Genomic DNA, 22,602 nt, shown 5'->3' with positions numbered 1-22,602 from the left:
GCCGACCCCCGGGAACGGTATCGACCTGGTACGACGCGCCACCCCGAGGTGCGGGGTGGTCCGCTGACTTGGCAGGATGATCGCCCGTGGCTGAGCTGCTCTACTTCACCGGGACCATGGACTGCGGCAAGTCCACCCTCGCCCTGCAGATGGACCACAACCACAAGGCCCGTGGCCGGCTCGGCCGGATCTTCACCAGCCACGACCGGGCCGGTGAGTCGGTGCTCTCGTCCCGGCTCGGGCTGGCCGCGCAGGCGATCGAGGTACGGCCGGAGTTCGACTTCTGGGAGTACGTCGTCGGCGAGCTGACGCACGGTGGCCGGATCGACTACGTGGTGTGCGACGAGGCGCAGTTCTACAGCGCGTTGCAGATCGAGCAGCTGGCCCGGCTGGTTGACGAGCTCCAGATCGACGTGTTCGCCTTCGGCATCCTGACCGACTTCCGGGCCACGTTGTTCCCCGGTTCGGCCCGGCTGGTCGAGCTGGCGGACAGAATGGAGCTGCTACAGGTCGAGGCGTTGTGCTGGTGCGGTGAACGGGCCACGCACAACGCCCGTACGATCGGTGGTGAGATGGTGACGGAGGGCGAGCAGCTGGTGGTCGGCGACATCGTGACGCAGGACCACGAGGTCGCGTACGAGGTCCTGTGCCGGCGGCACCACCGGCGCCGGCTCACCCAGGCCCGCGCCCGCGCCACCCTGTCACCGGAAGTCCTGCCGTTCGGAGGAGCCGCGTCATGAGTAACCCGTTGATCACCCTCGAGGAACTGCGCGCGCTCACCGAGCGCACGGTGCTGATCGACACGACCTGGAACCTCGCGGGCCCGCCCGGCAAGGAGGCGTACGACGCCGGCCACCTGCCCGGCGCCTACTTCGTCGACCTGGAGACCGAGCTCGCCGGACCGCCCGGGCCCGGCCGCCACCCGTTGCCCGCAGCAACCACCGTCACCGCGGCGCTGCGCCGGGCCGGCGTCGGCCCGAGCACGCCGGTCGTCGTCTACGACGCGGCCAACTCGATGGCGGCGGCCCGAGCCTGGTGGATCTTCCGGTACTTCGGTGTGCGCGACGTCCGCGTGCTCGACGGCGGACTCGCGGCCTGGCAGGCGGCCGGGGGAGAGGTGACCACCGAGGTCCCGGCCGACGGGGACGGTTCGTTCATCGCGACCGCCGGACACATCCCGCTGCTGGACGCCGACGGCGCGGCCGACGTCGCCGCGGCCGGCGTACTGCTGGATGCGCGGGCGCCGGAGCGGTTCGCCGGTGAGGTCGAGCCGATGGACCCGGTCGCCGGCCACATCCCGGGCGCCGTCAACGCGCCGACCACCGCGAACGTCGACGAGTCCGGTCGCTTCCTCCCGGCCGACGAGCTCCGGGAACGCTTCGAGAAGCTCGGTGCGAACGACTCCACCCAGGTCGGCGTCTACTGCGGCTCCGGAGTAACCGCGGCGCACGAAGCGTTGGCGCTGGAGGTCAGCGGCATCCCGTCGACCCTGTACGTCGGCTCGTGGTCGGAGTGGATCACCGACCCGTCGCGCCCGGTTGCCACCGGCACCGACTAGGGCACCACGACGACCTTCCCGGCGGCTTGGTCGTTCTCCATGTAGCGGTGCGCCGCGACGATGTCGTCGAGGTCGAAGACACGGTCGAGGTTGGGCCGGTAGACGCCGGCCTCGACCTGGTCGACGACCCGCTGCAAGATGGTGGCGCCCGCGCTGCCCTTGACGTTGTCGCTGTGGAAGGCCGTGAGCTTCGTTCCGGACGGGATCATCGCGATGGCCTCGAAGTCCGGGATCGACCACCCACTGAGCGAGCCCGCGACACACACCGTCCCGCCACGACGGACCAGGTGCAGCGACTCCACCGTCGTACGCGCGCCGACGAGATCCAGGACATAGTCCGGACCCTCGGGCCAGACCTCGTGCAGGCTCGACGCCAGCGGTTCGCCAGTGTCAACGAGCGCGTGGTCAACGCCCGCCGCCTTAAGGGCATCGAGTTTGCTGTGCTGCCGCGTCGTTGCCGCGAGGTCGACGCCGTGGCCGGACGCGATCGACGCCGCCGCCAACCCGACCGACGAGGTCCCGCCACGGATCAGCAACCGTCCTTTGACGACGCCCAACGCGTCCAAGGCGCCCTGTGCGGTCAGGTACGTCTCGGGTAGTGCCGCCAAGACGTCCCAGGGCAGTGTGGTGGTGACCGGCATCAGGAGGTCGTTCGGCAGCAATGCGTACTCCGCATAGCCGCCGTCGAACGCGCGGCCCATCTCACCCATCACCGCCGCGACGGTGGTCCCCTCGGGCAACCGTGGATCGGTCGATACTGCCACGACTCCCACGCACTCGATTCCGAGCACCCGAGGGAACGTCACGGTGGGCGAATGCCCTTGCCTGGTCCTCAACTCCGATCGGTTCAGGCCCGCGGCCTTCACCTGCACCAGGCTCCAGCCTTCCCGAACCACCGGAACCGGTACTTCACGAATCTCCAGGACTTCCGGGCCACCTGGTCTCACACAAACTGCTGCTCGCATCATGTGCACGAGTCTCGCCAGCCGGGGCGATGACCGGCCACCGGTAAAATGCCAGGTTATGCCCGTTGGCCGCCAAGTTCCCGAGTCGCAGCTGTGGCCGTCCGCCGGGATGCACCTGTGGCCTTCGGGCGGCACGAGCTCGGAGCACGCTCATCGGCGCGGGCACCTGGTGTACGCGGCCCGCGGTGTCCTGTCGGTGCACACCGAGCGCGGGACCTCGATCGTTCCGGCCAATCGGCTCACGTGGATCCCGGCCGGCTTCAGCCACTACCACCGCGCGCACGGCAGCACGGACATGCGGATTCTCTTCCTGCCGGCCGCGCTGGCCCGGCTCGTGCCCGGCCATCCGGTCGTGTTCATGGTCTCCGGCCTGGCCCGCGAAGTTCTGCTCACGCTCACTGGCCCGAACCAGCGTGACCGCGCTGCCCAGGCCCGCCTCCGCCGGGTCCTTGTCGACGAACTTCAGGAGGCACCCGAGCAGCCGCTCCAACTGCCGGAACCGCGCGACGACCGGCTGCGAGCCCTCGCGCAATTGCTCTACCGAGATCCCGCGGACAACACGGGATTGGCCGAGCTCGGGCAGACGGTCGGCGCCAGCGCCCGCACTCTCAGCCGGCTGCTGAGCACCGAGCTCGGCATGACCTTCTACGAGTGGCGCACCCAGCTCCGCATCTATCACGCCCTCGTTCTGCTCGCCGACGGCCACGACACCACCCACGTCGCCCACGCCTGCGGCTGGTCGAACCCCAGCAGCTTCATCGCCGCCTTCAGCAACCTCGTCGGCACCACCCCGGGCCGCTACCGAACGGCGCCACCTTTCGGCGGTGCTGGAAGGTCTTGACGCCCAGATGCGGATGCGGGATGGTCCTGAGAAATCGATTTCCCCGCTCCCTGGGAGTCACACATGAAGCGATCCACGTTCCTTCGCGCTGCGCTCGGCGCCGGTGTCGTCGCCGCCGTACCCGGTGTGCCGGCGTTCGCGCGGAGCCAGGCTGTTCTGACGAACAAGGTGGCCGACCTGACCGGGCCCGGACTGACGGACCGGTTCCGGATGGCGGCGACGGACCTCGGGATTCCGGTGCGGACGCCGGATGGGCGGATGCTGTTCATGTTCGGCGACACGTTCGAGGAACCGAGGGTCGGCGGCGGCTGGTGGCGGTCGCCGGTGGCGTTGTGGTCGACCACGACGGACCTGAACAGCGGCGTGAAGTGGTCGGGCGCGGTCGGTGGCGCGGCTGCGCAGCAGTTGTGGGAGTACGAGCACGACAACCCGGTGTTCTCGACCGTGCTGCCGTCGGACGTGATCACGGTCGGCGGCTCGATGTACCTGCACGCGATGGTGAACAAGGGCCTCGGCAACGTGGTCTGGACCGAGATCTGGCGCAGCGACAACTCGGGGGCGAGCTGGTACCACACCGGCGCGAAGTTCGACCCGAACCTCGACGGCGGGATGTTCCAGTGCCTCACCTGGGGCGAGGGCAACGACGGGTACGTCTACGTCTACTCGACCGGGTTCCAGCGGAACAAGCCGATCATCCTGAAGCGGGTCCGCAGCAACCAGATCGCCAACCCGGCGGCCTACGAGCCGTGGGGTTACCGCGACGGCGTCTGGGCCTGGGGCAACCCGGCGACGCCGATCCTGACCGGCAGCTTCGGCGAGCTCTGCCTGCGGCCGCTCGGCGGCAAGTGGGTGCTGACCTGGTTCAACGCCGGTGACTACCGGATCGACGGCATCATCATGGACACCCCGACCTCGAACCTCTACACGGCGTACCGGCAGACCCTGATCTACGGCGGCGCCTGGGGCAACGAGGACGACAACCACGTCGCCCAGCTGTACGGCGGCTACATCATCCCCGGCTCGACCCTCAGCGACATGCACCTGTCCGTCAGCCAGTGGAAGACCGACGCCGGCTGGCCGTACCGCGTGATGCAGTTCCGGGTCCGCAACTTCGGCTAGCGCTCGAGCACCATCGTGTCGGAGGTCTCGACCGTGCCGATCTTCTCGAAGCCGAGCGAGCGGTAGAGGTCGGCGGCCGGGTTCTTCGGGTCGACACTGAGACTGAGCCTCGGGTACGGCGACATCTCGATCAGCTCGGTCATCAGGGCACGGGCGATTCCGCGGCGGCGGAAGGCCGGGGAGACGCCGAGGGAGAGCTCAGGAACGTCGTCGGCGACGTAGCCGTAGCCCGGGCGGTCGGCGGTGAGGCAGCGAGCCCAGGCGGCGCCGGCGGGCGTCCCGTCCACCTCGGCGACCACGCCGAAGTCGGTCGCGCGCGGCCAGCCGTCGACGTACCGCCAGGCCTTGTCCTCGGCCCGCAGCTTGTCGAGCGTGAACGTGGGCGTCCCGTCCCAGTTGTATGCCTCGAGCAACATCTCGGTCAGGAACGTGAAGTCGTCGGCGGTCGCGGGTCGGAGCAGCATGGTGTCATCCTCGCCGACCCGCGACGTCCCCACCACCCGATTACAGCTGGATCCGCACGAGGTTGCGGGCCTGGACGGTGAACAGCGCGCTGCCGCGCGGGTCCACCGCGAGCTTCGGCTCCCCGCCGAACCACTCGGCGGCCAGACCGGTCGCGAACGGCGTCACCGTGAACGTCTCGAGGTCGACGGCGTAGACCGCGTTCCCGTCGGTCGAGTACGCGGTCGCGTCGACGACGTGCAGGTCGGATCCCTTCGTGCCTGCTCTGACTGTCCGGGTGACCATGCGGCGGCGTACGTCGTACTCGAAGACCCAGCCGCTGCTGGTGATGCCGTAGAGGTGGTCGCACGAGTAGGCGAGGCCGGGGATGACCGCGGCGCCCGCGACGGGCTCGAGCTGCCAGAGCAGTTCGCGGCGGCGAAGGTCGAACGCGGCCAGCCGAGCGGTCGTGGTCACCGGCGGCAGGCCGAGTCCTTCCTGGATGTTGGTCGCGAGGTAGGCCACACCGGCGTGACAGACGACCGCGTACGGGCTCTGCCGGGGCACGACACCGCGGTACGTCGTCCATTCGCCGGTGCGCGGTGAGTGCAGGGTGAGGGCGCCGTTGAGCTGACCGGGCTCGGGCTGCGTCGTCATCGCGATCAGTCCGGTTGCCTGGTCGTAGGCGAGGTCGCGCGGCCGGTCCTGCTGGTTGCCGGTCTTGCCGATCAGCTTCGCCGACTCCTCGCCCGGCCGGTGCGCGTACAGCAGGCCTTGCGTGTAGACCCCGAGGTAGGTCGTGTCCTTGATCGTCAGGGCGGTCTTCGGCTCACCCGGAATGCCGAGGCGGGTCCGGGTGCCGGCCGCCAGGTTGTGTACGTCGGCTCCGCCCTTACCGCCGACGTAGACGCGCTTCCCGTCGGAGTGCACGGACATCGGCTGCTCGGGCGCTGCTCTGAATCCGCGCTGGACCAGGTTGACGAAGCCGAGCTGGCGCGTCGCCGGGTCGAAGACGAAGACCGCTCCGTCCTGGACGCCGTACACCTTGCCCTCGTGGGACAGCAGCCGGTGGGTGGCTGCCTCCGGCTGGGCGATCCCGAGCTCCTCGATCTCGCCGCCGGCGATCGGGGTGCGGTAGAGCATGCCGGTCGGGCGGCCGGCGAAGTACAGGTGCTCGTCGTGCAGGAGCACCGAGGTGATGTACTTCTCGCCGGCTGCGGCGATCACCCGGTAGTCAGCCGGCGTGGCTTTGGCTAGCAGCAGCGCCTCGCCGTTGGACGAGATGCCCGCGGCCAGGTGGGTGTCCGAGATGTGCATGCTGGCCACAAAGTCCCGGGCGGCGAGTTCGGCCGGCAGGATCTCGGTCTTCGCTCCAGTCGCCCGGTCGATCGCCACCAGGTGCGCGTGCGGTCCGATGCCGACGTACACGGTCGTCTCGTCGGCGGCGACGCTGCGCGCGTAGGCCTCGCCTGGCACGATCTCGCCGAGGTCACGGCTGACCCCGGTGGCCGGGTCGTACTCGACCACGCGGCCCGGGTCGGAGATGGCCAGGTAGACCTTGCCGTCGGGGGAGGAGGCGATGTTCCAGATGTACGGCCAGGAGTAGCTGCCGACCTTGGTCACCTGGCTCGTGATCGTGTCGAGCCGGTAGAGGTCGGACTGGCCGTGGGTCGCCACGTAGATGTCGCTCCCGACCGCGCACATCGCCCAGATCCCGATCCCGGTCGGGATGTCGAAGTGGGCGGTGACCTGGTCCTGGCCGAGGTCGTACGAGCCCACGACGTTGGGCGCCAGGCCGCGGGTCCCGGCGTACAGCACGGATCCGGCGAAGTCGGCGTTGCCCAGCGGCGTGGTGACGCTGGCCGGACCGAGGTCGGTCACGGTGCCACGGGGTGGCGCCGCGTGCGCGGTCTCGCCCTGCCACAGCGCCACGCCGCCGGCTGCCGCCGCGAGCTGGAGGACCCTTCGCCGAGGAATCACGTCAACCACCCATTTCGGTCAGGCCCGTAATTATCTCGCCTAGGCTAACTCATGAAAGGGTTTCGGTCATGACCCAAAGTCGAAATTGCGCAGCGGGCAAGGTGGCGGTGCGGATGGCGATGAGCCGGTCGGACCTGGTCCGCAAGCTGGTGATGATCGGCACCGAGCTCACACGGTCCAAATCGGTACCCTGCTGACCATTGAGAAAGTAACACGCTTGGTTTAACTTACTCGGGACCTGGCCGGTGTGTGGCTCAGAGCACACCGGCGGCCTCCGGAAACCTGAGGAGTTCCGATGACGAGAGTGAGCAGGTGGGGCGCCGGGCTGGGGCTGGCCGGACTGGTGCTCGCCGTGGCCGGCTGTGCGGACGGGACCACGCCCGGCGCCGACGCCGGCGGCGCGATCGACGAGAACGCGCCGGTGACGATCACGATCGGGGACCGCCCGACCCCGGACAAGCCGAACGACATCGCCGCGTTCGAGCGCAACATCAAGAAGTTCATGGACGCGCACCCGAACATCACGGTGAAGTCGACCGAGACCAAGTGGGACGCCCAGACCTTCCAGGCGCAGGTGGCGGGTGGCTCGCTGCCGACGGTGATGAACATCAGCTTCACCGAGCCGGCCAACATGATCCCGAACAAGCAGCTCCCGGACATCACCGACGAGCTCAAGCTGGTCGACCTCACCAAGGACCTGAACCCCGACGTCCTCAAGATCGTCCAGGACGACGCCGGCCGGATCTACGGCGTGCCGATCGACGTGTTCTCGGTCGGCCTGGCCTACAACCGGGCGCTGTTCCAGCAGGCCGGGCTGGACCCGGACAAGCCGCCGACGACCTGGGACGAGGTCCGGCAGTACGCCAAGCAGATCACCGAGAAGACCGGCAAGGCCGGGTACGCGCAGCTGACCAAGGACAACACCGGCGGCTGGATGCTGACCACGATGACCTACAGCATGGGCGGCTCGGTGGAGAGCGAGGACGGCAAGAAGGCCACCTTCAACGACGCGCCGACGAAGAAGGCGTTGCAGCTGCTCAAGGACATGCGCTGGACCGACAACGCCATGGGCAGCAACTTCCTCTACAACCAGGAGGAGATCCGGCAGGACTTCGCAGCCGGCAAGATCGGCATGGTCCTGCAGGCGCCGGACGCCTACGACATGTGCGTGAAGAACTTCGGGATGAAGCCGGCCGACTACGGTCACGCCGCGCTGCCGCAGGACGGCGGCCCGCACGGCACGCTGACCGGCGGCTCGCTGAAGATGATCAACCCGAAGGCGTCCAAGAACGAGATCGTCGCGGCGCTGAAGTGGATCAAGTCGCAGGAGTTCGACAAGTACACCACCGAGAGCCTCGCGGTGCAGAACGCCAAGGACACGATCGCCGACAAGGGCTTCGTCGGCCGGCCCGGCATCACGCCGCTGAGCCAGGAGACCTACGACCAGTACAACAAGTGGCGTGAGCCCTACGTGAACGTCCCGGTGAAGCAGTTCCAGGGCTACATCGACTCGACCAAGTCGCTGAAGCTGCTGCCCGAGCCGCCGAACAAGGGGCAGGAGGTCTACGCCCTGCTCGATCCGGTGGTCCAGCAGGTGCTGACCAAGAAGGACGCGGACATCGACAAGCTGCTCACCGACGCCGCATCGAAGATCGACGCGCGCCTGGCCCGGTAGCCGAATGTCCCTCCTGCGTACGCCGAAGCCCCGCCGGAGCGTTGCCACCTGGTACCGCTCCGGCGGGCTGAGCGCGATCATCTTCGCCCTGCCCCTGGTGCTGACGTTCCTGTACTTCTCCTGGGGCCCGATCGTCCGCGGCCTGGTGCTCAGCTTCCAGAAGAACAACCTGGTCACCACGCCGGAGTGGGTCGGGATGGCCAACTTCAGCTACGTGCTGACCGACCCGCAGCTGCCGCAGGCGGCGTTGAACACGCTGTACTTCGCGCTGCTCGCGCTGATCTTCGGGTTCCCGGTCCCGCTGTTCCTGGCCGTGTTCATCAGCGAGCTGCGCAGCACCGGCTGGCTCTACAACGTGCTCTCCTACCTGCCGGCGGTGGTGCCTCCGGTGGCGGCGATCCTGCTGTGGAAGTTCTTCTACGACCCCAGTGGCGCCGGTGTGTTCAACGCCGTACTGGGCTGGTTCGGGATCGGGCCGTTCGCCTGGCTGAACTCGCCGGACCTGGCGATGCCGGCCATCGTGCTGGAGGCGACCTGGGCCGGCGCCGGCGCCACGGCGATCATCTACCTGGCCGCGCTGACCGGGGTCCGGACCGAGCTGTACGAGGCGGCCGAGCTGGACGGGGCCGGAATCTGGAAGCGGGTCTGGCACGTCACGCTGCCGCAGATCCGCGGAATCATCCTGATCATGATGCTGCTGCAGCTGATCGGGACGTTCCAGGTCTTCACCGAGCCGTTCCTGTTCACCGGCGGCGGCCCGGACAACGCGACCACCACGATCCTGCTGCTGATCTACCGGTACGCGTTCATCAACGGCGACTTCGGCGCCGCGACCGCGCTCAGCGTGCTGCTGGCCGGGGTGCTGTGCGTGCTGTCCGTCGTCTACCACTTCCTGACCCGGCGCTGGAGCATCACATGAGTGACGAGCGCGGCATCATCTCCGTGGCCGACCGGAAGCGGTCGCTGATCCGGTACGGCCTGCCCGCGATCCAGGTGCTGCTGTTCATCGGCGTCGTCATCGCCGGTGTCGGCCCGCTGCTCTGGTTGCTGAAGTCGGGCCTGTCGACGAGCCAGGACATCCTGCGCGGCCCGATGCAGCTGTGGCCGTCCGGGATCCAGTGGCAGAACATCCCCGACGCCTGGACGCGGGTTCAGATCGGCTCGTACCTCGGCAACACCGCGATCATCGCGATCGGATCGCTGCTGTCGACGCTGTTCGTGTGTACGACGGGCGCCTTCGTGCTGAGTGTGCTGCGGCCGAAGTGGGGACCGGTCGTGACAGGCGCCGTACTCGCGACGCTGTTCCTGCCCGGGGTGATCTCGCTGGTGCCGCTCTACCTGACGATCCTGAAGATGCCGGTGCTCGGGTTCAACCTGCAGAACACCTTCTGGGCGGTCTGGCTGCCGCAGGCGGCCGGCGCGTTCAACATCCTGGTGATGAAGCGGTACTTCGACTCGATCCCGCGGGAGCTGATCGAGGCGGCCCGGATCGACGGCGCGAGCAACCTGCGGCTGTTCACGTCACTGGTGCTGCCGCTGTCGAAACCGATCGTCGGGGTGGTCGCCCTGCTGACCGTGATCGGCTCCTGGAAGGATTACCTCTGGCCGCTGCTGGTGCTGCCGGACCCCCGGCTGCAGCCGATCTCGGTGGCCCTGCCGCGGGTGGCCGAGACCACGGAGATCTCACTGCAGATGAGCGCGCTGTTCCTGGCGGTGCTGATCCCGGTGATCTTGTTCTTGGTGTTCCAGAAGCAGTTCCTGAGAGGTGTCGGGATGTCGGGAGGAATCAAAGAGTGACAACGCTGAACGGCCGGCGGGTGCTGGTGACGGGGGCGGCGGGCCGGATCGGATCGGTGACCGTCGGTCATCTGGCCGACCTCGGCGCGGTGGTGACCGCGCTGACCATCGTCGAGGACCCGTCGCTCAAGGCCGACCGGGTGGTCATCGGCGACACCCGGTCCGAGGACGACGTCGCCGGCGCGCTCGAGGGCGCCGACCTGGTCGTCCACCTGGCCGCGCTCGCGCATCGCGACGCCGGCTCGCCGTACGACGTGTACACGGGCAACGTGGTGTCCACGTTCAACGTGCTCGCCCAGGCCGGCGCGCTCGGCGTCGAGCGCGCGGTGATCGCCAGCAGCATCAACGCGTACGGCGTCGCGATGAACCCGCACCAGCCGCTGCCGGCGTACTTCCCGCTGGACGCGACGATGCCCTCCGACGTCGGCGACTGGTACTCGCTGTCGAAGCAGAACGACGAGAACACCGCCCGGATGGCGTGGCGGCACTGGGGCATCGACGTGGTCGCGTTCCGGTTCCCGCACGTCAACTCCGCCGACGTCCTGCGCCGGCAGGCCGACGGCCACCGGGACAACCCGGCGGGCGCCGTCCGCGAGGGCTGGAGCTACCTGGACACCCGCGACGCGGCGTACGCGATCGAGCTCGGGCTGACGGCGCCGTTGTCCGGGGCACACACCTTTCTCGTCGCCGCGAACACCACGAACGCGCCGTACGAGACCGATGCCCTGCTGGACGCCTTCGCGCCGGACGTGCCGCGGCTGCGGCGGTTCGCCGGGCGTGAGGTGCCGATCGACCTGACCGCGGCCCGGACCGTCCTCGGCTTCCAGGCCCGCCACGAGCTCGACCTGCCGACCCTTCCCTTGGAGATCTGAATGCCCTCGAACTTCGACCAGCCCTGGCCGGTCCGGGACGACGTACGCATCCGGGAGGTGAAGGCGATCGTCACCGCGCCGCAGGGCATCCCACTGGTCGTGGTGAAGATCGACACCACCGAGCCGGGGCTGTACGGCCTGGGCTGCGCGACCTTCACCCAGCGGTGGAAGGCGGTGCAGACGTTCGTCGACGAGCACCTGGCCCGGCTGCTGATCGGGCGCTACCCGGGTGACATCGGCGACCTGACCCGGCTGGCCGGGTTCTCCGGCTACTGGCGCGGTGGGCCGGTGACGAACAACGCGATCTCCGGGATCGACCAGGCGCTGTGGGACATCGCCGGCAAGCGGGCCGGCATGCCGGTGTACGAGCTGCTCGGCGGCAAGGTCCGCGCGGCCGCCGACACCTACATCCACGCCAGCGGCCGGACGATCGAGGAGACCCTCGACCAGGCGCAGAAGTTCGTCGCGCAGGGCTGGCGGCACATCCGGCTGCAGATGTCGACTCCGGGCGGCGGCGGGTACGGCGCTCCGCGGATGGAGACCCTGTATCCGAACTCGCCGTACCACAACGGCTGGTCGGCGCGCGACTACCTGCGCACCACGCCCGAGCTGTTCGAGGAAGGTCGCTCGGCCCTGCCCGCCAACATCGAACTGCTGCACGACGTGCACTCGCGGCTCACGCCGAAGGAAGCGGTGCTGCTGGCGCGGTCACTCGAGCCGTACGGGCTGTTCTTCCTCGAGGACGTACTGCCGCCGGAGCACTGGGACCGGCTGCCCGAGGTGCGGGCCGCGTCGCCGGTGCCGCTGGCGGTCGGCGAGCTGACCACCTCGATGGGTGACGCCGTCCGCCTGGTTCGCGACGGGGGTGTCGACTTCATCCGGTCGCACGTGTCCGACATCGGCGGGCTGACTCCGGCCCGCAAGCTCGCCGACCTGGCCGAGCTGTGCGGCGTCCGTACGGCGTGGCACGGCCCGGGTGACACGTCTCCGATCGGCGCCGCCGCCAACGTCGCCCTCGATGTCAGTTCCGTTGCCTTTGGCATCCAGGAGGGCCACCTCTACAACGAGGCGACGCACGAGGTGTTCCCCGGCACGCTGCGGATCGAGGACGGCTGGCTGACCCCGAACGACGCGCCCGGCTGGGGGATCGACATCGACCTCGAGGCGGCCGCCCGTTATCCCGCGCAACTGTCCGGACACGACGAGTGGGCGGCCGGCGTACGACGCATCGACGGCGCCCTGGAAGCGCCGTGACAGCGGTTCTCCCGCAGTACGATCTCGGCTAGTCACGGACAGGAACGGGGAGGTGGGCAGTGGTGGCGGACGAACAGGACCTGCGGCGCGCGGGCGCGAACCAGTACGACCTGGGCTCGTTCAACGAAGCCGTGATCATCGAGACGATCCGGCTGGCCGGCACCATCAGCCGGACCGAGATCTCCCGCCGGACCGGGCTCACCCAGCAGTCGGTGTCGCGGATCCTGCGCATCCTGCTGCAGCAGGGACTGCTGGTCGAGGAGGCCCAGGAGCGGGCCGAGCGGCTGGGCAAGCCGCGGACGCCGGTCCGGCTGCGGTCGAACGCCGCGCACGCGGTCGGCATCCACATCGACCCTGAGCTGCTCACCGTCGCGGTCGTGGACCTGGACGGCACGATCGTGCGCCGCGAGACCGTCGAGCTCGCGGACGACCTGAGCGCGGACAGGCTCGTCGACCTGACCGCCGCGACCGTGACCGCGGCGCTCAGCATCAGCCAGGTCGACCTCGACTCGATGCTCGGCGTCGGCGTCGCCGTACCCGGGCCGATCAACGCCGACGGCACGTTGCTCGCCCTGCCCTTGCAGCCGGCGTGGCGCGGCCTGAAGATCCGGCATCTGCTCCAGCAGAAGCTCAACCACCCGGTCCTGGTCGAGAAGGACGGTACGGCGGCCGCGATCGGCGAGCGCTGGATCGGCCGCTCGGCCCGGGACCGCGACTTCGCCTACCTCTACCTCGGCACCGGCGTCGGCAGCGGCCTGATCCTGAACGGATCGATCTACCGCGGCGGTACGGCGAACGCCGGCGAGTTCGGCCAGGTCGCGGCGCTGCGGATGGGGGAGTGGGACGCCGCGGACGGACCGCGGATGCTGCCCGAGTGCAACCCGACCGCCTCGCTGCCGGTGATCGCGGCGGAGTACGGGTACGTCGAGACCGACCCGAGCGCCACCGACGAGGCGAAGCGGTACCGGGCGGTCTGCAAGGCAGCCGCCGACGGTGACGAGGCGGCGGTGCAGGCCGTCACCCGGATCGCCCGGGTGATCGGTCAGGGCGCGGTCGGCCTGGTCGACCTGCTCGACATCGACCTGGTGGTGCTCGGCGGGCCGGCGTTCGGCAAGGAGATCTCGGAGGTCTTCCTGGCCGAGATCGGCCGCGCGGTCAACGCGCATCCGGTCGCCCGCGAGACGCGCCCGGTCGCGGTGGAGGAGTCGATGCTGCAGACCGACGCGGCCGCGGTCGGCGCCGCCTCGACGATCTTCCACGACGCGTTCACACCGCGGGTCAGTGGATCCAGTCAGGCGCGTAGGCTGCCGAAGTGATTGCACCCCGCTCGCTGACTTCCGACGTACAGCTCCGTCTCGTGACCCTCGACGACGCCGAAGGGTTCCTGGACGCCTACAACCGCAGCTGGGACCACCTCAAGCCGTGGGAGCCCGACCGGCCGGACAGCTTCTTCACCGTGGCCGGGCAGCGTGACCGGCTGACCGGAGCGCTGGAGCGCTACAAGGACGGCCGGACCGTGCCGTGGGTCCTGACCGACGGGGACCGGGTGCTCGGCGCGATCACGCTCAACGACTTGGTGCACGGACCGTTCCGGACCGGGGCGCTGGCCTACTGGCTCGCGGTCGACGCGGTCGGGCGCGGCCTGGTCACCCGCGGCGTGGAGACAGTCCTGGAGATCGCCGACACCGAGCTGAAGCTGCACCGGCTCGAAGCCAGCACGCTGACGAACAACGTCGCGTCGCAACGCGTTCTCCAGCGCACCGGCTTCGTCCAGATCGGCATGGCGCCCACCTACCTGCACATCGCGGGCGCCTGGCAGGACTGCAACCTCTACCAGCGCATCCTCAACGACCGGGAGCCCGGCGCCTAGTTGGGCGGCAGGCCGACACCGCGCGAGACCTCGACGTCGTCGTAGCGGCCCTCCAGCACGTCGATGAACTTCACCGGCCGCTGGAGGGTCGAGGCGATGTAGACGGCGCGGACCGTGGCCAGCGCGTCGATGGCGTCCTGGACCGTGATGCCCGGCTGGCCGCCGTCCGCGATCGCTCGCAGGATGTCGTCGTACTGCGCCTTGTGCTTGCCGGGCGGGCCCGCGTCGACCGGGACGTCGTCCTTCGAGCCGTCGGCGTTGAACCGCTTGAGCAGGTCGTCCTCCACCTCGGCGCCGCCTCGCGTCCCGTGCACCGACACCCGCGTCCGGCCACCAGGAAAGGCCGCGGTCGTCGCGTGCAGGGTCGCCACGGCGCCGGACTCGAACGTCAATGTCGCGACGACGGTGTCCTCGACCTCGATCTCGTGGTGCGCCGCCCGGAGCGCCTGGGCCTGGATGTTCACCGGGCGGCCCATGAACCACAGCAGCAGGTCGACGGTGTGCACGCCCTGGTTCATCAGCGCGCCACCGCCGTCCTGTGCCCAGGTCCCACGCCAGCCGGCCGAGGCGTAGTACTCGTCACTGCGCCACCAGGCGACCGTCGCCACGGCCGACGTGAGCTGACCGAACCGGCCGGCCTGGATCGCCTCGTGGACGACCGCGCTGCCCGCGTCGAACCGGTGCTGGCTGATCACCGAGGACACGAGCCCTTGGTTCGCCGCCCGGGCCGCGGCAGCGCCGAGGCGCCGCGCCCGGGTCAGGTCGACGTCGAGCGGCTTCTCGATCACGACGTGCTTCTTCTCGTTCAGCGCTTCCTCGGCCAGCGCCGCATGGGTCCCGCTGGGGGTGCAGATCGCGACGAGCGAGATGTCTGACCCGCTCAGCGCCGCGGACAGGTCGTCGTACACCTTCGGCTCCGGGTGCCCGGCCTCCTTGAGCCGGGCCGCCAGCGCCTCCCGGGCACCGGCGTCGCCGTCGACCAGTGCCGTGACCGTGGCGTCCGGGCGTTCGGCGATGGTGTCCGCGTGGGTGCGGCCGATGATGCCGCAGCCCACGATCGCGACCTGGTGGTTCGTAGCGTCAGCCATCTCGCTCCTACGTGAAGTTCGCGGTCAGTACCTGGTCCGTGCCGACGGTGAAGGTGTACGACGCCTCGGTCGATACCACCACACCGTCGACGGTCCAGCTCTGGAAAACGCTATCCGATCTTGGTGTCGCAGTCACGGTCACCTGCGCGCCGACCTCGTACGTGCCGGGTTCGGACTCGTTGCCGGCGATCTTCACCGTGCCCGGGCCGTTGGCGGCGACCGAGACCCGGCGCTGGACGACGTTGATCACCATGACGTTCCGCAGCGTGACCGGGCCGGTGCTGGTGGCGCCGTTGTAGCGCGCGAGGTTGGTCGCCTCGACATCGCCGCCGGCCACCTTGACGGTGTAGCCGTCGGCGCCGAGGTTGTCGGTGCCGAGGTTGAAGGCGTCCACCTGCCCGCTGTTCACTACGAGCCCGTCGTGGAAGCCGTACGCGAACACGTTGAGCAGCGTCAGCCCGGTCGCGCCGTCGACGGTGACGATCTTGGCGGTCTTGCGCATGTACTTGTCGATGACGAGCTCGAAGATGTTGCCCTCGTTCATCCAGTACGGCTGCTGGTAGCCGACCCGGGTGACCGCGTTGCCGTTCGACAGCACGCCCTCGATCCGGCCGTCGCGGCCCGGGCCGAGCTTGATCGCGTGGTCGAAGAACGCGCCGGCGACCTTCCGGACCACGATGTCGTCGCCGCGCAGGTCGATCCCGTTCCAGGTGTTCGGGAAGCCGGAGTTGATGACGTAGTTGGCGCCGGCGTGTCCCCGGATAGCGAACGGATAGGCGACCACACCTTCGGCGCGGCCCGGGTTGTTGTCCGGGTAGAACACCCGCAGCCCGCGCACGCCGGCCTGGTGGTTCAGCGTGATCAACGCCGTCTCGGTGTTCCGCTCGAAGGCGTGCAGCACGGTCCCACCGCTTGCCCCGGACTGGTCCCGGTTCGGTACGGCGGACGCACCCCGCAACTCCACCTTCGCCGGGACGGTGAGGTGCGTGCTGATCCGGTACCACCCGGCGGGCAGGTAGACGATGCCGCCGCCCGCTCGTCCGGCCTTGTCGAGGGCCTTCTGCACAGCGCTCGTCGCGTCGGCGGCCGGGAGGTACCCGACCCCGTGTGGCGCGTCGACGACGTACAGGGCCTGCTTCGGTTTCGGAAGCGGCTTGGTCTGGTACGTCGGCGCCGTCCCCGACATACGGTGGACGATGCCGTCGACCGCGCCGGTGAGTGCTGTGCCGGTGACCTTCACGTAGCCGCGGGAGTTGTTCAGCACCGCGTGGTCGCTGCCCTCGACCCGGCCGGCTGCCAGCGTCATACCCCACCGGTCGTCCATCACGTCCACGAGGATGCCGATGTCGGTCCGCCGTACGTCGGGCTGGAGGAAGCTGCCGGTGAACTGGGCCCGCTGCCCGGCGACGACGTGGATGCCGACGCGGTAGTCGGACAGCGTGATCCGATGGAACTGGTCCCACTCGAGGTCGCCGAGGACCAGGCCGGTCCCGTGCGCCCGGGTCCAGGCGTCGAGGGCCTGGCGGGACGGCGGGTTGTACTTCGCCGGCGCCGACGCCCACACGGAGTTGCTGAACGCAACGTTCTCCCAGGTGCCGACGTCGGCGCCGTTGTACGCGCGGACGCCTTCGAACAGCGCGGTCCCGCGGACGTTGCGGATCGTCGACGACTCGTGCACCTGGCCGGAGCTGGGCGCGTTGCCGCGGTCGTTGGGCATCGTGCTGATCCCGATGCCGCGGTAGGAGTTCAGCAAGGTGACGTCCGCGACGGTCGCCATCATGTAGTTCTCGTTGCCGATCCAGGCGCCGCCGGGGATCTCGAACGTGTAGTTGTACGGGACCGGGTCGGTCGCGTTCTGGTTCGGGTAGAAGGTGGTGACGCCGAGGACGCCGGCGCTGCCGCCGATCCGGAACAGGCTCGGGCCGTCGTCGCCGCTCGGCAGGTCGGCGATCACGACCGTGTGGTCGATGTCGCCGCGCAGGGTGCAGAAGGCGTGCACCTCGACGGTGTCGCTGACCAGGTAGCGACCGGCGGGCAACCAGACCGTGCCGCCGCCTGCGTCCTGGCAGGCGTAGATCGCTTGCTGGATCGCCTTTGTCGAATCACGCCGGCCGCTGCGATCTGCGCCGTACTCGGTGGCGTCGAAGTCCGCGACCACTCCGTCCTCGGTGGGCGTTGCCGTCTGCACCAGCCGGGGCTCCGGGGTGACGACCGGGGACTCGCGGAGCTGGAGCTCCTTGACGATGAAGGAGTCGGCGCCGGTCATCGCGACCCGGAGGTAGCGGGCGGCGGTCGTGGCGAAGCGGGTCTTGCTGAACTGGTCGCCGCCGGGCGATCCGGTCCGGCCGACGGTGGTGAAGGTCGTCCCGTCGTTGGAGACCTGGACGGTGTAGTCGGGGGAGTAGGCCTGCGCCCATTCCACGCGGACGTCGTTCACGCGCCGCGGCTTGCCGAGGTCGAGCTGCAGCCAGGAGTCGCCTGGTCCGCTGGTCCAGGCCGAGTTGTGGTTGCGGTCGTTGACGTTGGTTGCGCCGGTGCCGCTGCTCGCGGTCGCCGCGCCGTCCGGGGCGAAGTTCGTGTCGACCGGCTGGAACGCATCCAGCTTCGCCTGCAGGGCCTGCAGCGCTTCCTTGACCTGTACGTCGGTGACGCCTGGAGTGGCCGCGATCGCTCGGGCGTCGTCGATCGCCGTACGCAAGGTGGCTCGGCTGCCGGCTGGGTACTGGCCGTCGCGGGTGCCTTCCCGGGCGGCCTTCTCGACCCGGGCGGCTTCGTCGATCAGGTCGAGCAGGCCTTCGGTCACGTCGAGCGCGGTCGCGACCTTGGCCACGCGCACCGCGGCGACCTTGAGGTCGACCGCGCCGTCGCCGTTGTGGATCCGGAAGTCGGAGCCGTTGGAGCGGTTCGTCATCACCGCGTCCGGGAGCGCGAAGGTGTGCGTCTTCCAGGTCTTGGTGTCGCCGTAGCGGACGACCTCGGAGTTCTTGAACTTCTCCGGGATCGTCTCGCCGGGGGAGTCGTAGTGCAGGCCGAACTGGCCGTTGCCCTCGTCGAAGTAGTCGACGCTGACCAGGACCAGGCTGCGGTTGTCGTACAGGTAGGTGTCGGCGACGTTCATGTAGAAGAAGTTCGTGCCCGGCGACGGCGCGGTGCGGTCGGTCTGCCAGTACGGACGGCCGTCCTGCACGCCGGTGACCAGGTTCTCCGGGCGGTCGCCGGCTCGCGGGCTGATGCCCTGCTGGACCGGCGACTGGCCGAGTTGTACGGCCGCGCCCGCCGTACTGATCCGCAGGCTTGCGATGGTGATGTCGGCGCTGCCGAACAGCCGAAGGTCGGCGTCGCCGAGCCGGTTGGTGAAGCCGATGCCGGTCAGCGCGAAGGTGCCGGTCTGCCACTGGCCCGTGTCCGCCAACTGGAGGTCTTCCGCGTCCGCCTGGGGGTTGTCGGCGGCGTCGTACTGGAGTTCCAGCGTGCCGGTGCCGCGGTCGAGATAGGTCACCGTCACCAGGACGTCGTCGGTGCCGATCTCGTCGACGTAGTCCCGGTCGACGTCGAACTCCAGGTAGCTCGTGTTGGCCGCCTGGTTGGTGCGCCAGAAGCTGCGGCCCAGCTCGGTGCCGGTCTGCAGCCCGGCCGGATCATCACCCGCGGCGGGCTGCACGCCGAGCGTGGTCGGGGTCGGTCCGAGGTCGGCGCCGACGCCGCTCGGGTACATCGTGGCGGCCTGGGCGGCCGGCGTGACGAGCACGCCGGCCAGCAGTAGGGCAGGGAGGAACCCCGCGAGCAGGCGTCTGGTCATGCTGAAACCTCCAGGTGGCGGTCCGGAAGTACACGCTTTCGGCAGCTGCGCGGTTAAGTTAAACCAAGCGTGTTACTAATTCAAGAGCCTGCCGCCCGCGGGGAGATCCCGACTGCCGACCTGCCCGCTGCCGTGCTGTCCGCGCCGGTGAACCTGTTGCGCCACGAGATGCTGCTCTCCCGGGAGCCGGCCACCTCGTCGACGATGGTCGCCCTCGTCGACGAGGTCTTCCTGCCGCTCGTCCGGGCTACTTGAACGCGGGCGCGTTGCGGGTCGCCCACTCCGCGAACGACCGGGCCGGACGGCCCAGGACCCGCTCGACATCCGGGCTGACGCGCTGCTCCTCGGCGGTCGGCTCGCCGAGGATGCCGAGCGTGGACTCGACCACCGGCTCCGGCATGTAGGTCAGCATCCGGGACCGGGCGGCATCGCGGCTGAGCTCGGCGAACCGCACCGGCTCACCGACCGCGTCGCCGATCGCGACCGCCTGCTGCCGCGGGGACACCGGCTCCGGTCCGGTCAGCGTGTAGATCGCTCCGGCGTGGCCGGGTTCCCGCAGTACGACGGCAGCGACCTCGGCGATGTCCGACGGGTCGACGGCCGGTAGTGCGATGTCGCCGTACGGCGCCTCGATCAGCCGGTGGGTGCGGACCGACTCGGCCCACTGGAAGGCGTTCGAGGCGAAGTTGCCCGGTCGCAGCATCGTCCACTCCAGGCCGGACGCCTTCACGATGTCCTCCAGGCCGGACGGGTGGCGCTGGGTGCCCACTCCTTGGGAGGACAACAGCACCACCCGCTCGACCCCGGCACCGCGGACGACGTCCATGACCTCACCGAGATTGCCCTTGGCCAGGAAGTCGGCGGAGGTCAGCAGGAAGACCGCCCGCGCCCCGTCGAGGGCGGGCTTGAGGGTTTGGGGTTCTGTCAGGTCCGCCGGGAAGCCGGACGCCGTCCGCGATACCGCTCGCACTTGCTCGCCGGCGGCGGTGAGTGCCGCCACCAGCGGCCGTCCGACGTTTCCCGTTGCACCAGTGACCACGATCATGTGTTCGCTCCTCGTTCGGTGGAATCCGCCGAGGACGCTACTTGCCTGGGCATACTAGGTACCTAGAGGAAAGTATTGGGATGGGAGGCTGATTGTGGCCGACGCCACACAGGTGGATCCGGTGCAGGCCTGTCCGATCGCGCCGGTGGTCGACGTGGTGTTCAGCCGGTGGACGACGCCGATCCTGTGGACGCTGAACGAGTTCGGCCGGCAGCGGTTCGTCGAGCTCGAGCGCCGGATCGGCGTGATCACGCCGAAGGTGCTGACCCAGCGGCTGCGGCAGCTCGAGCGGGACGGCCTGGTGCTGCGCACGTACTACCCGGAGGTGCCGCCGCGGGTCGAGTACGAGATCAGCGACCTGGGACGCAGCCTGGCGCCGCTGTTCCAGTCACTCGCCGAGTGGTCGCCCAACCTGGCCGAGGTCGAGGCCGCCCGCCGCCGCTACGACGACACCGAACCTGCCCACCGGCGTCCTTGACGGTTCAGGCCACGCCGACGAGCACACGCTCGGGGGTCCGGGTCTCGTCGAGCAGGGTGAAGAAGTGGGTGGCGGCGTCGGTGAGCCGGAGCAACCCGGCCTCGTGGGACTGCCAGCCGAACAGCAGCTCGCCGTCGATGGTGCGCTCCTCGAACGGTACGGCGTACCGGCTGAGCGTCACCCGGGTCGGACCGGTCTGCGGGTGATGGTCGCCGCAACCGCACTCGGCGGCGATGGTGATCGTAGTCAGCGCGTCGGGGGAGAAGCGGCTGAGCCGGAGCGTGGTGCCGCGCGCGGTGAACCGGGCGATCGATGCGTCAGGCAACTGCACGAGCAGCTCGACCGGGACGGCGTGCGAGCCGGGCAGCAGCAGGAGGCCGCGGGACGCGAGCAGATCGGCGAAGGCCGGGAGATTCATGTGCGAAAGATCCTGTGAGTGCTGGTGTCGGCGGGCGGGCCTCGGAAAGGACAGGGCCTCGTGCGCCGGAGACGGCGCGCGTCAGCGACAACAGCAACAACACAGCATCTGCATGCCGAAGATGATGGCAGAGGCCCGGTCCGATGCCAAACACCGTCCGCGATCTGGGACGACTGTCCGTGATGTGTCAACCAGCCTGCAGTTCCGCGGTGCGTTGCTTGGCCTCGTCGACCAGTTCGGGGACCTCGGTGTTGGCCAGGGTGTAGGCGTACCAGCGGAGTGACTGCTCCTTCTCGCCCAGCCAGTAGGCGAGCTCGCCGAGGTGGGCCGCAGCCAGTGGAGCGCCGACGTAGCCGGCGTCGACGTACTGGCCGAACCAGCGGGTGGCGTCCGGGAGGTCGCGGCGGTCCTTCGCCAGCAGGCCGAGGTTGAAGAGCACGTCCTCGCGCCGGGAGCTCTCGCGGTCGGCGGCGCGGAGGAAGGTTGTGCGGGCTGCTGTGTAGTCGCCCGCCTGGATGTGGCTCTGGGCCAGGGCGAAGACTGCCTCGGGGTCGTCGTCCCGTGCGGCGTCAGTCAGCGTGGCCAGCGAGTCGTTGACCTGTCCGGCGTCGCGTTGCAGGACGCCGAGGAGCGTCTTGGCCTGCGTTGGTACGTCGGCGACGGGTCCGTCGGCGAATCCGAGGATCGCGGACGTGGGCTGTTGCCCGGCGGTCGCCGTCTCAACGGCCCGTCGGCAGGCATCGGCCGCGGCGGTCTTGTCGCCGGCGGACACCAGCACCTCCGCCAGCGACAGCCAGCCGGGCGCGGCGAAGTGCCCGAGCGCCACGACTTGCCTCGCTGCCCGCGCGGCAGGCTCATGATGCTGCACCGAGAAATGCAACGCGTAGAGCCCCAACGCCACCCGGGACCTCACCTCGACACCGAAGCCGGACAGCAACCGCGGCAGGACCGGCTCGCCTTGCCGAAGGTCCCGCGACTCCGGCCAGATCAGTTCGTCGGTGAGCTGTGTGGTGAGGTCACCGGTGAAGTCGACCTCGTCGAGTACGGCGGTCACGTAGTCCGAGGCCCGGTGCCACGCCGCCACCCCGGCCGACGTCTCGCCGTACCGGATCGACACCAGGCCCGCGAGCAACGACGACCGCCCGGTCACCTCCGGTTCGGTGCCGTAGGCCACCGCCGCCCGGAAGCACTCCCAGGCCGACGCCGGATCATCCAGGGCCAGGTAGGCCCAGCCCACCAGCAACGCACTGCGCTGGCCATCCGGCTGCACTTCCTGGAGTGGGGCCCAGCACCTGTCGACCGCCTCCCGCGCGCCCGGATCCTGCCGCACCGCCAACACCGCGGCGGCTCGCGCCGCCTCCTCGAGACCAGTCGCCACGGAGCGGGAACCTACCGGTCCGCG

General features: G+C 69.4%; 21 protein-coding genes. 13 read left to right on the top strand and 8 right to left on the bottom strand.

Translation table 11 applies throughout. The features are described 5' to 3' along the window. The first annotated feature begins 86 nt into the window (after positions 1-86). Both ACWCOV_RS06430 and ACWCOV_RS06425 read left to right on the top strand, forming a co-directional pair. Positions 87-740, top strand: a complete 654-nt coding sequence (locus ACWCOV_RS06430) for a thymidine kinase (protein ID WP_449828187.1) — start codon at positions 87-89, stop codon at positions 738-740. Next, positions 737-1,558, top strand: coding sequence for a sulfurtransferase (locus tag ACWCOV_RS06425; protein WP_449828186.1), 822 nt, complete (start codon positions 737-739; stop codon positions 1,556-1,558). The genes ACWCOV_RS06430 and ACWCOV_RS06425 overlap by 4 nt, the downstream gene beginning before the upstream one ends. On the opposite strand, the gene ACWCOV_RS06420 is transcribed toward ACWCOV_RS06425, so the two are convergent. Continuing rightward, entirely contained in the window at positions 1,555-2,523 is a 969-nt protein-coding gene (locus ACWCOV_RS06420; protein WP_449828209.1) for a zinc-binding dehydrogenase, read from the bottom strand. The two genes, ACWCOV_RS06425 and ACWCOV_RS06420, sit on opposite strands and share 4 nt — an antisense overlap. A gap of 58 nt (positions 2,524-2,581) precedes the next feature. On the opposite strand from ACWCOV_RS06420, the gene ACWCOV_RS06415 reads away from it, so the two are divergent. After that, entirely contained in the window at positions 2,582-3,364 is a 783-nt protein-coding gene (locus ACWCOV_RS06415) for an AraC family transcriptional regulator (protein WP_449828185.1), read from the top strand. A gap of 63 nt (positions 3,365-3,427) precedes the next feature. Beyond that, positions 3,428-4,483, top strand: a complete 1,056-nt coding sequence (locus ACWCOV_RS06410) for a DUF4185 domain-containing protein (RefSeq protein WP_449828184.1) — start codon at positions 3,428-3,430, stop codon at positions 4,481-4,483. On the opposite strand, the gene ACWCOV_RS06405 is transcribed toward ACWCOV_RS06410, so the two are convergent. Continuing rightward, a complete protein-coding gene (locus tag ACWCOV_RS06405) occupies positions 4,480-4,947 on the bottom strand; it encodes an N-acetyltransferase family protein (protein WP_449828183.1) in 468 nt (155 codons plus the stop codon). The genes ACWCOV_RS06410 and ACWCOV_RS06405 overlap by 4 nt on opposite strands. Positions 4,948-4,987: 40 nt before the next feature. Continuing rightward, positions 4,988-6,904, bottom strand: coding sequence for a hypothetical protein (locus tag ACWCOV_RS06400; protein WP_449828182.1), 1,917 nt, complete (start codon positions 6,902-6,904; stop codon positions 4,988-4,990). Between the two features lie 295 nt (positions 6,905-7,199). Between ACWCOV_RS06400 and ACWCOV_RS06395 the strand changes: the two genes are divergently transcribed. The 7 genes from ACWCOV_RS06395 to ACWCOV_RS06365 all read left to right on the top strand — a co-directional run bounded on the left by ACWCOV_RS06395 (position 7,200) and on the right by ACWCOV_RS06365 (position 14,372). Beyond that, positions 7,200-8,579 (top strand): ABC transporter substrate-binding protein, encoded by a 1,380-nt coding sequence (locus ACWCOV_RS06395; protein ID WP_449828181.1) that lies wholly within the window; start codon positions 7,200-7,202, stop codon positions 8,577-8,579. Between the two features lie 4 nt (positions 8,580-8,583). Next, a complete protein-coding gene (locus tag ACWCOV_RS06390) occupies positions 8,584-9,498 on the top strand; it encodes a carbohydrate ABC transporter permease (protein WP_449828180.1) in 915 nt (304 codons plus the stop codon). Further along, positions 9,495-10,376: a carbohydrate ABC transporter permease gene (locus ACWCOV_RS06385; protein WP_449828179.1), complete on the top strand. Its 882-nt coding sequence runs from the start codon at positions 9,495-9,497 to the stop codon at positions 10,374-10,376. The genes ACWCOV_RS06390 and ACWCOV_RS06385 overlap by 4 nt, the downstream gene beginning before the upstream one ends. Continuing rightward, a complete protein-coding gene (locus tag ACWCOV_RS06380; protein ID WP_449828178.1) occupies positions 10,373-11,248 on the top strand; it encodes an NAD-dependent epimerase/dehydratase family protein in 876 nt (291 codons plus the stop codon). The genes ACWCOV_RS06385 and ACWCOV_RS06380 overlap by 4 nt, the downstream gene beginning before the upstream one ends. Next, positions 11,249-12,502: an enolase C-terminal domain-like protein gene (locus ACWCOV_RS06375; protein ID WP_449828177.1), complete on the top strand. Its 1,254-nt coding sequence runs from the start codon at positions 11,249-11,251 to the stop codon at positions 12,500-12,502. Positions 12,503-12,564: 62 nt separating this feature from the next. Further along, positions 12,565-13,818, top strand: coding sequence for an ROK family transcriptional regulator (locus ACWCOV_RS06370; protein ID WP_449828176.1), 1,254 nt, complete (start codon positions 12,565-12,567; stop codon positions 13,816-13,818). Further along, entirely contained in the window at positions 13,815-14,372 is a 558-nt protein-coding gene (locus ACWCOV_RS06365; RefSeq protein ID WP_449828175.1) for a GNAT family N-acetyltransferase, read from the top strand. Before ACWCOV_RS06370 ends, ACWCOV_RS06365 begins: the two co-directional genes overlap by 4 nt. On the opposite strand, the gene ACWCOV_RS06360 is transcribed toward ACWCOV_RS06365, so the two are convergent. Then, the gene (locus ACWCOV_RS06360) at positions 14,369-15,460 is read right to left on the bottom strand and encodes a Gfo/Idh/MocA family protein (RefSeq protein WP_449828174.1); all 1,092 of its coding nucleotides are present in this window, start codon (positions 15,458-15,460) and stop codon (positions 14,369-14,371) included. The two genes, ACWCOV_RS06365 and ACWCOV_RS06360, sit on opposite strands and share 4 nt — an antisense overlap. A 7-nt stretch (positions 15,461-15,467) precedes the next feature. Continuing rightward, entirely contained in the window at positions 15,468-19,259 is a 3,792-nt protein-coding gene (locus ACWCOV_RS06355) for a glycosyl hydrolase family 28-related protein (RefSeq protein ID WP_449828173.1), read from the bottom strand. 69 nt (positions 19,260-19,328) lie between these two features. Here ACWCOV_RS06355 and ACWCOV_RS06350 point away from each other — a divergent pair, with 69 nt between their 5' ends. After that, positions 19,329-19,514: a hypothetical protein gene (locus ACWCOV_RS06350; protein ID WP_449828172.1), complete on the top strand. Its 186-nt coding sequence runs from the start codon at positions 19,329-19,331 to the stop codon at positions 19,512-19,514. On the opposite strand, the gene ACWCOV_RS06345 is transcribed toward ACWCOV_RS06350, so the two are convergent. Then, positions 19,507-20,304: an NAD(P)H-binding protein gene (locus ACWCOV_RS06345; RefSeq protein WP_449828171.1), complete on the bottom strand. Its 798-nt coding sequence runs from the start codon at positions 20,302-20,304 to the stop codon at positions 19,507-19,509. The genes ACWCOV_RS06350 and ACWCOV_RS06345 overlap by 8 nt on opposite strands. Positions 20,305-20,398: 94 nt before the next feature. On the opposite strand from ACWCOV_RS06345, the gene ACWCOV_RS06340 reads away from it, so the two are divergent. Beyond that, complete coding sequence (locus ACWCOV_RS06340) at positions 20,399-20,782, top strand: winged helix-turn-helix transcriptional regulator (protein WP_449828170.1); 384 nt, start codon at positions 20,399-20,401, stop codon at positions 20,780-20,782. Positions 20,783-20,786: 4 nt separating this feature from the next. Here the strand turns inward: ACWCOV_RS06340 and ACWCOV_RS06335 are convergent, their stop codons facing one another. Together ACWCOV_RS06335 and ACWCOV_RS06330 are read right to left on the bottom strand one after the other, a co-directional pair. Then, positions 20,787-21,200, bottom strand: a complete 414-nt coding sequence (locus ACWCOV_RS06335; RefSeq protein WP_449828169.1) for a hypothetical protein — start codon at positions 21,198-21,200, stop codon at positions 20,787-20,789. Between the two features lie 187 nt (positions 21,201-21,387). After that, on the bottom strand, positions 21,388-22,578 hold the full coding sequence (locus ACWCOV_RS06330; protein ID WP_449828168.1) for a tetratricopeptide repeat protein: 1,191 nt from the start codon (positions 22,576-22,578) through the stop codon (positions 21,388-21,390). Between the last annotated feature and the right edge of the window lie 24 nt (positions 22,579-22,602).

This window comes from Kribbella sp. NPDC002412 (genome assembly GCF_053592935.1).
Note: the sequence above shows the minus strand (reverse complement) of the source record. Positions and strands in the feature narration are given on the sequence as shown.

Coding starts and splice junctions, on each gene's coding strand:
- ACWCOV_RS06425 (WP_449828186.1), top strand. CDS start 737: ATGAGTAACCCGTTGATCACCCTCGAGGAACTGCGCGCGCTCACCGAG.
- ACWCOV_RS06420 (WP_449828209.1), bottom strand. CDS start 2,523: ATGCGAGCAGCAGTTTGTGTGAGACCAGGTGGCCCGGAAGTCCTGGAG.
- ACWCOV_RS06415 (WP_449828185.1), top strand. CDS start 2,582: ATGCCCGTTGGCCGCCAAGTTCCCGAGTCGCAGCTGTGGCCGTCCGCC.
- ACWCOV_RS06410 (WP_449828184.1), top strand. CDS start 3,428: ATGAAGCGATCCACGTTCCTTCGCGCTGCGCTCGGCGCCGGTGTCGTC.
- ACWCOV_RS06405 (WP_449828183.1), bottom strand. CDS start 4,947: ATGCTGCTCCGACCCGCGACCGCCGACGACTTCACGTTCCTGACCGAG.
- ACWCOV_RS06395 (WP_449828181.1), top strand. CDS start 7,200: ATGACGAGAGTGAGCAGGTGGGGCGCCGGGCTGGGGCTGGCCGGACTG.
- ACWCOV_RS06390 (WP_449828180.1), top strand. CDS start 8,584: ATGTCCCTCCTGCGTACGCCGAAGCCCCGCCGGAGCGTTGCCACCTGG.
- ACWCOV_RS06385 (WP_449828179.1), top strand. CDS start 9,495: ATGAGTGACGAGCGCGGCATCATCTCCGTGGCCGACCGGAAGCGGTCG.
- ACWCOV_RS06375 (WP_449828177.1), top strand. CDS start 11,249: ATGCCCTCGAACTTCGACCAGCCCTGGCCGGTCCGGGACGACGTACGC.
- ACWCOV_RS06360 (WP_449828174.1), bottom strand. CDS start 15,460: ATGGCTGACGCTACGAACCACCAGGTCGCGATCGTGGGCTGCGGCATC.
- ACWCOV_RS06355 (WP_449828173.1), bottom strand. CDS start 19,259: ATGACCAGACGCCTGCTCGCGGGGTTCCTCCCTGCCCTACTGCTGGCC.
- ACWCOV_RS06345 (WP_449828171.1), bottom strand. CDS start 20,304: ATGATCGTGGTCACTGGTGCAACGGGAAACGTCGGACGGCCGCTGGTG.
- ACWCOV_RS06335 (WP_449828169.1), bottom strand. CDS start 21,200: ATGAATCTCCCGGCCTTCGCCGATCTGCTCGCGTCCCGCGGCCTCCTG.